This window comes from Pseudomonas sp. IT-347P, from assembly GCF_949768005.1.
Taxonomy (GTDB): domain Bacteria; phylum Pseudomonadota; class Gammaproteobacteria; order Pseudomonadales; family Pseudomonadaceae; genus Aquipseudomonas.
The window spans coordinates 92,952-104,362 of record NZ_CATKPQ010000004.1 but is presented as its reverse complement, the minus strand read 5'-3'; the positions used below and the strand labels follow the sequence as shown (position 1 = coordinate 104,362).

Genomic DNA, 11,411 nt, shown 5'->3' with positions numbered 1-11,411 from the left:
TGTCGAGAATCTGGTCCTGATCGGCAGTGCCGACCTCAACGGCACCGGCAACTCGGTCAACAACCGCATCACCGGTAACGACGGTAACAATACGCTCGACGGCGGCGCCGGTATCGATACGTTGATGGGTGGCGCAGGTAACGACACGTATGTGGTCGACAACTCTGCCGACATCATTAGCGAGACCAGTACCCTGACCACCGAAATCGATACCGTACGGGCTTCGGTTGATTGGACGCTGGGTGCCAATCTGGAAAATCTCGTGCTGACCGGCAGCGCCATCAATGGCACCGGCAACGGCCTGAACAACATGCTCACGGGTAATAGCGCCAACAACACGCTCAATGGCGGGGCCGGTGACGACACCATCGACGGCGGTCTCGGCGCCGACACCATGATCGGTGGCGACGGTTTCGACAGTTACTACGTCGATAACGTCAATGACGTCGTCATCGAGACCGACGCCTCGCTGACGGCGCTCGACCGTGTGTTCTCCTCCATCGACTACACCCTTGGTGCCAATGTCGAGAATCTGGTCCTGATTGGCAGTGCCAACCTCAACGGTACAGGCAGCTCAGTCAACAACCGCATCACCGGCAACATCGGCAATAACATCATCGACGGTGGCATGGGTGCCGACACCATGATGGGTGGCGCCGGCGATGACACCTACGTTGTGGATAACATCAACGATATCGTCATCGAACAGGCTGGTGAAGGCCACGACCTGGTCCGAACCGGCTTTGGCTACACCCTTGGCGCCAACATCGAAGACCTGACGATGACTGGCAATTCCGATGGCTCGCTCACGGGCAACGCGCTGGACAACGTCATCACCGGAAACGCGGGCACCAACTATATCGATGGCGGGCTTGGCGCAGACACCATGATGGGTGGCGCCGGCAGCGATTTCTATATCGTCGATAATCTCCAGGACGTTGTCATTGAGCTTGCCAACGAAGGAGATGATACCGTTTGGACCAGTGTCGATTTCACGCTCTCGGACAACGTCGAAAACGGCAACTTGATTGGCAACGCCGACTTGAATCTGACGGGTAATGCGCTGGATAACTCCCTGAATGGTAACGAAGGCAACAACATTCTGTCAGGCGGCCTCGGTGCCGATCGAATGTTTGGCGCGGGCGGCGACGATACTTATATCGTGGATAACGTCAATGACGTCGTGATGGAGGGCACGGATAAAGGTCACGACCTTGTCCTGACCTCGGTCGACTACACCCTTGCGTATGACCTCGAGGACGGCACGATAACAGGCAATGCGGATGTGAATCTTACAGGCAACAATCGCGATAACATCCTGATCGGAAACTCCGGCAATAACGAACTACAGGGCTTTGACGGTATCGACCAACTGTTCGGTGGAGCAGGCAACGACACACTCTACGCCGGCATTGGTAATACCACACTGAACGGTGGCACAGGCGCCGATACCTTTGCCTTCACCAACCTGTTCCTTATTAACGCCGGAATGGGGGGAACCTCTCCCCAAAACGTCATTACCGATTTCAACGCCCTGGAAGGCGACAAGATCGATTTCTCCCATTTCGACAGCGACCCGACGGCCCTCGGTCTACAGCACATGACCTTCGTTGGCTCGAGTGAATTCACCGGCTTCGGGCAACTGCGTTTCGTCGATAATGTTCTATCGGGGAACATGAGCGCAGACGCTGGCGGTTACTTCGAAGTGCAAATGGTAGGTGTCAACTCGCTCAGCGCGAACGACGTCATCGTCTGATCTCTTCGCAGCCCGAAACAATCGAAGCCGAGCAATAAAAACACCCCGCCGAGGCGGGGTGTTTTTTTGTTCGCGTTATCTATTCCCTAAGCCAGCAACCCCAGCTCTTTGGCCCGCGCCACTGCCTGCGTCCGTCGTTCCACCCCCAGCTTGCTGTTGATATGGCTGGCGTGGGTTTTTACGGTGTGCAACGAAATAAACAACTGCTCGCTGATTTCCTGATTCGAACAGCCCTGAGCGATCAGGCGCAGAACCGCCAGCTCTCGAGTACTGAGCTGTTCCGCTGCCGCCGGCTCCATAGCGGTCCGGGTTGCCGGTTGCGGAAAATGCGCGAGCAGTTGCTGGCTGACCGCTGTCGACGCGATTGAAACCAATTGACCGCGCAACCAGTCGCCATGCTCTTTCACCAGTAAAGCGAACGGCTGCACCACGCCACCGACAGCGGCCTCCAGCGCCTGACTCAGTGTTTTTCTGGCCTCAGGCTCACGCCCACCCACCAGCTGCAGCGCCACCTTCTGCGTCAACGCCATCACACTGAGCAACTGCCGCCCGGTCTGCTGACCATTCTCATGCAACACATTCAATCGTCCCTCGGCGAGCATCGGTTGCCCCTGAATCAAATCGAGCAGCGCCTGTTGCAGTTCCACGTGCAACGGCAGTTGCGGATGAAATTCCGGCGGTGCAGCAGCACGCTCACCCGTGTACGTCTGGCCCAGCCGAGCGAGCCAGGCCTCGGCCAGATCGGTACGCCCCTGCGCCAGCCACAGTTCGCATTTGACCAGAGTGATCATCGCCAGGTAGTAGATCGGCGGCACGTCCCAGATGTGCATCAAGCGTTCGGCTTCGGCGAGTTCGGCGAAGGCCTTGGCGAACTCACCACCGGCACCGTCCAGGCGAGCGATCACGCAGTGACCGATCAGCACGCTGATATCCCGGCAGGCTCGCGCTTCGCCGATACCGGCCAACAGCCGCAGGCGTGCGGCCTGCGGCTGCAAACGCATCGCCAGCAGAAAACCTTCATAAAGCGTCAGGCGCGCGCGCACGGCGTAAAGTCGTTGCGGCGACAGTCCGCGCAAGCGTTCCAGCCCCTGATGCACCTCATCCAGCGCGCGCAGAATTTCGCCTCGCGACTGTAAAACACGGGCACGGTCGTAATGCGCCAACGCTTCGAACAGCGGATTACCGACACGCTGTGCGAGCTCGAGGGATTCACGGTTCAGCCCACGGGCGCGCCACAGATCACCGTCAGCAATGGCCAGATTGGACAAGGTCGATAAACACATCAGCCGTTGGCCATAGCGCTTGGCCGGCAGGCTTTCAAGGGCCTCGGTGCAATATCTGATCGTCAATTCTCGATGCCCACGCCCGCGAGCGATGATTCCGCTCAGCGCCAGCCATTGCGCCAGCATCGACTTTTGCGCGGTGGCTGAAGGTGCTGGCAGGAAGCGGCTCAGATGGCTGGACAACTCTTCGGCCGCATCGAGCTGACAGGCCAGCCCCAGCGCCCAGCTATAGAGAACGATCAGCCGCGGGGTACTGATCAGCAGGCTGTCGGGCAAGTCCATTTTCCAGCGCAGCAGCATGCCGACGTTCTGCTCGGCCAGCAATTGCTCCTCGGAGAGGTTCTGCACCAGGTTCGCGGCGACATCGAGATGGCCGGCGCGCAACGCCTGCTCCACGGCTTCATCCAGCAACCCTTGTGCATTGAACCAGCGACAGGCGCGCAGGTGCAGCGTAGCCGTCGGCACCATCGCTTGCGCAATCGGCCGACTGCGCAGCAAATCCGAAAATAAATGGTGATAACGATACCAGTGGCCGTGCTCGTCCAGCGGCACCAGAAAGACCTGATGGGCCAGCAGGAAACGCAGAATCTCGGCGCTGTCATGGGCCTCGCGCACGGCGTCGCACAGCTCGCTGCAAAACCGCTCTTGCGGTGCGGTGTCGTAGAGAAAGGCCTGCACTTCGGCGGGCAGGCAATCGATGACTTCTTCAAGCAGGTAATCGCGAATCAACCCTTCCCCACCGTTCAGCGCTTGCGGTAACGCCGCATCGCTGCCGGCCTCAGACACCGCGAGCAGCCAGAAACGCAAACCGGCGACCCAGCCTTCGCTGCGCTGGATCAGGTTTTCCAGCGCTTCACCGCGCAGCGAACTGCTGTGGCGATCTAGCAAAGTCAGGGCTTCGTCGTGGGTCAGGCGCAGATCCTGTTCATGCAATTCGAGCAACTGCCGCGACAGACGCAAACGCGCCAGATGCCAGTCCGGGCGCTGGCGACTGGTGACCATCACCAGCAGACCATCAGGCAGATGATTGAGGAAAAACTGCAGGCAGCGGTCGAGCACCGGGCCTTGAGCGAGATGGTAATCGTCGAGCACCAGCAGCAGTGGCGCGGCAGGATCAAGTTGCAGGGTCAGCTCATCGAGCAAACCGTCGAGCCATTCTTCGAAGGCAAACGGCTGGTGGCGCTGACGCATTTTCAGCAGACCGAGTGCACGACTGCCCAGTTGCGCAAAGTAGTCCTGCAAGCCTTCGAGCAGACGTTCGAGAAAGCGCCCGGGGTCGCTGTCGCGCGGACTCAGGCCCAGCCAGAGGCTTTGCCAGTGTGCCGGCAGACTCTGACAGAACTCCACCGCCAGCGAGCTCTTGCCAAACCCGGCGGGGGCGCTGACCAGCAACAGGCGTCCACCGAGCCCGGCCTGCAGGCGCTCGCAAAGGCGTGGTCGCAAGACGTAGCCGTCGGGCAATGGCGGGCGAAAAAAACGCCCGTCCAATGCCGCGACGGCAATACTTGCGGGACCCGGAAGTGGGGACAGATCAGTCATGGCCGGCTCTTGTTCGAATTGCTGTTGGCGGCGTTGCAGATGTCCGCAGACTAGCCTTAAACGAACCGGTTATGAAGGTTGCTGCTACAAATGGCTACAAAAAGACGACAGGCAAAAAAACGCCCCGAACCAGTCGGGGCGTTTTCACGAGGATGCGGCCTCGGGTTACAGCGGGTTAGCGAACGCCATCCTGACGCAGTGCAGCCGGGGTGAAATCGCTGGTGGTGGCCGTGAAGCCGAAGTCATACGCACTCTTCTCTTCGTTCTTCATGCCCAGTGCCAGATAACGGCCGGACTGCAGGTCGTAGAGGGTTTCCAGGGCATACCACGGCACTTGCTTGTCGTAGTAGTTCTCGGCGTGCGCTTCGGCGACGCGCCACAGTTGACCACGACCGTCATAGTGGTCGATCACGGCGGCTTGCCAGGTGTCTTCGTCGATGTAGAAGTCACGTTTGGCGTAGATGTGACGCTGACCTTCTTTCAGGGTGGCAACCACATGCCAGACGCGGCGCAGCTCGTAACGCGCCAGATCCTGATTGATGTGACCGGCCTTGATGATGTCGGCGTACTTCAGCTTCGGATCGTCGAGCTTGTAGCTGTCGGAGGCGATGTACATCTCTTTCTTGCCTTCGAGCTTCCAGTCGTAGCGATCCGGAGCACCGTTGAACATGTCGAGGTTGTCGGAGGTCCGCAGACCGTCGGCGGCAGTACCCGGACCGTCATAGGACACTTGTGGCGCACGGCGCACACGACGCTGACCGGCGTTATAGACCCACGCCGAACGGGGTTCTTTGACCTGATCGAGCGTCTCGTGCACCAGCAGCACACCACCGGCCAGACGTGCCGGCGCGGTCACTTTCTGCTTGAAGTAGAACAGGATGTTGCCGGGGTTCGCCGGATCGTAGTCCTTCATCTTGTCGCGGAACACGAACTGATCCTGGAAGTACACAAGACTGAACGAGCCGTTCGGCTGTGGCGTCGCCTGGGTTACCAGACGAGTCACGCTGCCACCGCGGTAGCGGGTGATGTGGTTCCAGATGACTTCCACACCGCTCTTCGGAATCGGGAACGGTACCGCGGTATCGAAGTTTTCCAGACCGTTGCCGCCGGACACCAGGTTGGTGGTAGTGGCGTTTTTCTTGATCGCAGCGAACACGTCATCCGGCACGGTCGCACCGCGATGGGACGGATAGACCGGCATCTTGAAGGTCTCCGGGTAGCGCTTGAACATCGCGTACTGACCCGGCGCCAGCTTGTCCTTGTACTTGTCGACGTCTTTCGCCGTGATAGTGAACAGCGGTTGCTCACTGGCATATGGGTTGGACAGGAAACCCTTGCTGTCGACCGCGCCGGCATTCTTCGGCAGCGGCTTCCACGACGGGATCGAACCGTCGGCGTTACCGGCCATTTCAGCGCCCATCGGGGTCAGGCTCTTGCCCAGTTTGTCGGCTTCGGCAGCAGGCACCGCGGCCATGACGCCGGTCGCCAGCAGCGACAGGCCCAGAACACCGGCGTGGAACAGACTCTTTGTTATTTTCATAAATTCGTTCGTCCTGAAATGCAGTGCTTAGAAGTTCACGCCGAAGCTGAGCGCAACAAAATCGCGGTCATCCACAGTGGTGTACTTGCCGTCGAAGAAGTTGGTGTAGGCCAGGCTCGCGGTGTAGGTGTTCTGGTACTCGGCATCGACGCCCAGGCTGACCGCCTTGCGACCTTCCTCGAAGTTGCCGCCAGGGCCTGGCGAATAACCGCTGACGTCGTGGGACCAGGCCACGTTCGGCTTGAGGTTCACACCGGCGAAGACGTCGTTGTATTCCCAGATGGCGCGACCGCGGTAACCCCACGATACCGAGGTGGTGAAGCCATCGTTGTCGCAATTGCGGCTGCGGTTGTTCTGTGGCGAGCCTGGGCCCGCACCATTGATGGTGCTGGCGTTGAGGATGTTGGCGCAGGTATTGGTGGTGCCAGTGGCAGGCAACTCGCCCGGGCCGTAGACCGGGTCGCGGCCATAACGCATGTCGGAGCGGCTTTCCAGCCCGCCGACATAGGTCGCGCCGACTTCGCCGACGAGGGTCAGACGACTAGCGCCCATGACCTGATCGAAGAAGTGCGTGAACGTCGTCTGGATCTGGGTGATTTCCTTGCGCTCGTAGCCATGCAGATCCTGGCCTGGAACGCCCGTGAGCAGCGAAGCGTTGGTCAGTGCGCCACCCAGCGGACGTACGCCGGCGAACAGGATGTCGGTGGAGTTCAGTTGTACCGGTGCGTTCGGACGGTAGCTGATCTCACCGCTCCACGCCGTACCGGTAGGCAGGGTGGTGGAGAAGCTCAGACCGTAGAGGCGGATGTCCTCAGGGTATTCAATGAAGTAGTTCGAGTTGCCCGCGACCAGCAGCGGGGCGAGCGCCGCAAACGGCCCTGGCAGCGAGGCGGCAGTGTTGTAGACCGACTGCGGCGCGCCGGTGGCGCTGAAGATCGGCGCACGGCTGTGGTAATTCATGAAGTAGGCGCCGAACTCGGTGTCGAGTGGCTCATACATGTATTTGAAGGACGCGCCCCACTGGCCACTGTCGCGGGCGTCGCGATCCGGGCCGCGGCGCACCAGCACGCCCTCTTCGTTGACGTTGACACCGGCGCCGGCAAGCGGCCCCAGAGCAATCGCGGGAATCTGCGAGCGCTTGTTCAGCACGCGCAGATTGTCGTTGCAACCGTCGGCAACAATGTCCGGCTGGGAGAAGAACGTGCCGCAGTTATCGACGACGGTCTGGTCCCATTCCAGTTGGTAGAACGCTTCGGCCGAGAGGTTTTCGGTCAGGCTCTGGGACACGTAGAACATGTTGACCGGGATCAGGCCTTCCTTGATCTCGGCGCCCGGACGACGGAATGCAGACACGTCGATCGGGTTGATCGAGTTGATGCCGCCGCCGATGAAGGTACTTTCACCCCAGCTCACGACCTGCTTGCCCAAACGCACGGAACCCGGCTGATCGGCGATTGCGTAGTTGTGGTAGATGAAGGCGTCGAGGATCTGCCCGCCGGACGACTTGGCGCCCTCTTTGCGGCCCGAATCGCTGATGTCCTTGAACTCGCGACTTTCGTCCTTGAGTTCAAAGTCGTACCAGTATTTGCCCCGGACGAACACGCCAGTGTCGCCGTACTTCAGTTCAAGGTCATGGATGCCCTTGAAGATTTTCGAAAAGGTTTCACCGCTCTTGAAGTTGGCGTGACCGTCGTCAGACGTTTGCGACAGGCCGTGCCCGCCGTTGTTGACGCCGATCAGGTTTTTGTTCGGGCTCTGAGTAGACCAACTGGCACCGATCGACAGGGACGAGTCGAACTGACCCTCGATTTCACCGACGTTGAAACTGACGCCGAATGCGGGCCCGGCGAGCGAAGAAGCAAGACTGACCGCCAGAGGCAGTTTCGCCCGGCGCCAGAACTGGTTTACTGAGGTCATCGACGCTACTCCATGTGCATTATTGTTTTGGCAGTGAGTACTTTTAAAAACGTTGTGGAGGGCCGGGCGCCAGTGCTGCCCGAATCGCTCCAAAGATGCATCGCCCCGTTTTGTGCGTGTGCCCCGTTCTTAAAAATCCTTGAGCGGACTATAGCCAGCAGGGGGTACTGCTTGATCCCTCTAAAGTGTGATTTGCAGTCGCCAACCACTCTGGAACAGTCCTTTCGCCAGTCCGACAGATGTCGGCACGGCAAGGATGGCTGATTTTTCCGATTTCACAAGCCAAGCGCTTGCTTGGTGGGTCTGGCGCGCCGTTTTCGGCGCGCCAGCAGACACTCAAAGTGTCGAGAGGAAGGTGCTGTTATTGGCCTGCCATTCGGTGATGTCGAGGCGGATGCGCTTTTTGTCGAGTTTGCCGACACTGGTCTTGGGAATTTCGGTAACAAGGGCGATCTGACTCGGAATCGCCCACTTGCTCAGGTGGCCCAATTCCACGAACGGCTTGAGGTGTTCCTTGAGCTCGCGTGCCCCGATCACATGCCCTTCACGGATCACCAGCAAGGCAAACGGGCGCTCGCCCCACTGCGGATCGGCGATGCCCACCACTGCTACTTCGCGTACCGCGACGTGACGGCTGATCAGGTCTTCGAGGTCCAGCGAGGAAATCCATTCGCCGCCGGTCTTGATCACGTCCTTGATCCGGTCGCGAATGTCGATCACGCCCATGCTGTCGAGCGTGGCGACGTCGCCGGTATGCAGCCAGCCACCGGTCCAGAGCTCGGCGCCCTTCTGCGGCTCATTGAAATAGCCTTCGGTGAGCCAGGGCGCACGCAGCACCAGTTCGCCCTGGGTTTCACCATCGGCCGGCAGAAAGTTGCCGTCGCCATCGACGATCGCCGCTTCTACCAACGGCCCCGGCACACCCGCCTTGATCCGATAAGTGGTGCGTTCGTCCTCGGTGCCCGCCATCAGTTCGTCATTGAGATGCGCGCAGGACACCAACGGCCCGGTTTCCGACATGCCGTAGGCGGCGGTAAGTTGAATACCGCGTGCCTTGGCGGTTTCGTACAGCGAGCGGTTTAGTGCGCTGCCGCCGATAACGATCTTCCAGCCACCAAAATCGGTGCCTTGTGCGCCTTTGGCGTTGAGCAGCATTTGCAGGATGGTCGGCACGCAGTGCGAGAAGGTGACCTTCTCTTTGCGCCACAACTCGACGAGTAATTCCGGATCGTAGCGCCCCGGATAAACCTGTTTGAGGCCCAGCATGGTCGCCACATACGGCAAACCCCAGGCATGAACATGGAACATCGGCGTGATCGGCATGTACACATCGTTGGTGCCGAGCAGGCGCACGCTGTCGATGGAACCCATGATCGTCGACACGCCCATGGTGTGCAGCACCAGTTGCCGATGGGTGAAATACACGCCTTTCGGATTGCCCGTGGTACCGGTGGTGTAGAACGTGGTGGCAACCGAATTTTCGTCGAAGTCCTGGAAGTCGTATTGCGGGCTCGCGGCGGCCAGCAGTTGCTCGTACTCGCCGACCAGATCTGGCAAATCGGCAGTTTTCTCCGGCAGATCAGTCAGCAGCAGGGTGTTCTTGACCGTGGTCAGGTGCGGTGCAATCGCCTGGTACAACCCGACAAACTCGCTGTTGACCAGCACAAAGCGGTCCTCGGCGTGGTTCATGGTGTAGAGGATCTGCTCCGGCGACAAGCGCACGTTGATGGTGTGGATCACGGCGCCGATCATCGGTATCGCGAACATGCACTCCAGGTAACGATGGCTGTCCCAGTCCATCACCGCCACGGTGTCACCGGCCCTCACCCCGGCCGCCGTCAGCACATTGGCCAGCCGCGCCACACGCTCGATCAGCGTCGGGTAGCTGTAGCGAATCTGGTCGCGGTAGATGATCTCGCGGGTTTTCTCGTAACGGGCGCCGGACATCAGCAACCGCTTGATCAGCAATGGATACTGGTAGGCCCCATCGGCCGGGGGAATGACGCGAGTCTGCAACATAAGAATCCCTTTTCTGACTGCACGGTGTTGGCGAAGAGATTGGTACTCTAGAACCCTTATACGCCAGCCAAATCAGCCAAAGGAATGATTTGCAGAGCCGTACAAATGCTAGCTTTGCGCCAGCATTTGCAGGTTTTCCTCTTCGGTCAGGCCGTTTGCCCTACAGCCTCCTCGGAAGGCGTCCGTGGGAATACGGCTGCAGCCAAGAAGGTCAACGCGCCGAAACCGGCAAGAATCAAGTACAGGCCTACGAAGCCTTGGCGCGGTTCGACATAGGAAATCAATGGAATCGCCGTCGCACTGGCGCCGAACGATAAACAATACCGCAGGGCAAACACTCGCGATTGCCACTGCGGTGCGACGAAGTTGGCGACCATCGCATCGTTGACTGTGACCTGACCGAACACCACGAACATGAACGCGGCGCCGAGGGCAATCACCGCCCAGCCGTCGGCATAGGCCAGCGCAAACAGCAGCGGTGCCTGGCACAACGTCAGGACAACAAACGGCCATTTCAGACTGAACCGGTGCAGCACTCGACCGATGCTCAACTGTGCGACCGCACCGAAGGCATACGCCAGGCTGACCACCACGCCAAGGGTTTGCGGCGAGGCAAACAGCTCATGCAAGCGCTCCTGAAACAGTTTTGGATAAGTCATGGTGGTGGCGTTGAACACCACGCCGCCAGTGGCTGTGGCGAGTGCCAGCACGCCGAATACCATGAGCATCGAAATGCGTTGCCCCGCCGCCCCCTTCAATGGCGTATGCGGGCGCTTCGGGATCGGCTCCTCGCGCACCTGCAAGGCGAAGCCAAAACCCAGCACAATCGCCACCGCGCCGGGTATCAGAAACGCCGAACGCCAGCCAAACTGCGCCACCAGCAACCCGGTAATCAGCGCCGAAAACGCCACGCCCAAATTGCCCCACATGCCGTTGATACCGATTTCCCGGCCACGGTTCTGCGCGTACGCGACCAGCATTGCCGTGCCAACCGGGTGATAAATCGCCGCGAAAATACCGATCAGGGTCAGTCCGATGACGAGCATGAGCGGGCTGTTACTCAGGCCGGTGAAGATCGCAGATGCCCCGATACCGAAGAAAAATACCAGCATCATTTGCCGCCGACTCCAGTGATCGCCCAGCCAGCCGGCGGGTAGCGAACAGGCGCCGAAGGCAATGAAACCGCCCAGCGACAGGCCGATCAGCGTGGCGTAATCGAGGCCGAAGGCCTGCGTCATGCCAAGCACGGCGGCGGGAAAGATCAGCATGAACATGTGATCAATCACATGGGCGGCGTTGATATAGCGAATGACGTTTCTGGACTGATTCATTGGCGGCACGCTTTACGTTGTTGTGT

5 protein-coding genes and 1 pseudogene are annotated in these 11,411 nt (G+C 59.6%); 1 reads left to right on the top strand and 5 read right to left on the bottom strand.

Annotated features, from left to right (window positions below):
* Nucleotides 1-1,756 (top strand): annotated as a pseudogene (locus tag ACM6IV_RS02730) (calcium-binding protein); the annotation flags it as partial.
* A gap of 86 nt (nucleotides 1,757-1,842) precedes the next feature.
* Here ACM6IV_RS02730 and ACM6IV_RS02725 read toward each other — a convergent pair.
* The 5 genes from ACM6IV_RS02725 to ACM6IV_RS02705 all read right to left on the bottom strand — a co-directional run bounded on the left by ACM6IV_RS02725 (nucleotide 1,843) and on the right by ACM6IV_RS02705 (nucleotide 11,385).
* Entirely contained in the window at nucleotides 1,843-4,578 is a 2,736-nt protein-coding gene (locus tag ACM6IV_RS02725) for a LuxR C-terminal-related transcriptional regulator (RefSeq protein ID WP_414868625.1), read from the bottom strand.
* A 175-nt stretch (nucleotides 4,579-4,753) separates the two neighbouring features.
* Complete coding sequence (locus ACM6IV_RS02720; RefSeq protein ID WP_414868624.1) at nucleotides 4,754-6,118, bottom strand: DUF1329 domain-containing protein; 1,365 nt, start codon at nucleotides 6,116-6,118, stop codon at nucleotides 4,754-4,756.
* A gap of 27 nt (nucleotides 6,119-6,145) precedes the next feature.
* Nucleotides 6,146-8,035 carry a DUF1302 domain-containing protein gene (locus ACM6IV_RS02715; RefSeq protein ID WP_414868623.1) on the bottom strand — a complete coding sequence of 630 codons (1,890 nt, stop codon included), beginning with the start codon at nucleotides 8,033-8,035 and terminating at the stop codon, nucleotides 6,146-6,148.
* A 336-nt stretch (nucleotides 8,036-8,371) separates the two neighbouring features.
* On the bottom strand, nucleotides 8,372-10,054 hold the full coding sequence (locus ACM6IV_RS02710) for a fatty acid--CoA ligase (protein WP_414868622.1): 1,683 nt from the start codon (nucleotides 10,052-10,054) through the stop codon (nucleotides 8,372-8,374).
* A 146-nt stretch (nucleotides 10,055-10,200) separates the two neighbouring features.
* Nucleotides 10,201-11,385 (bottom strand): MFS transporter, encoded by a 1,185-nt coding sequence (locus ACM6IV_RS02705; protein WP_414868621.1) that lies wholly within the window; start codon nucleotides 11,383-11,385, stop codon nucleotides 10,201-10,203.
* Nucleotides 11,386-11,411 lie beyond the last annotated feature (26 nt).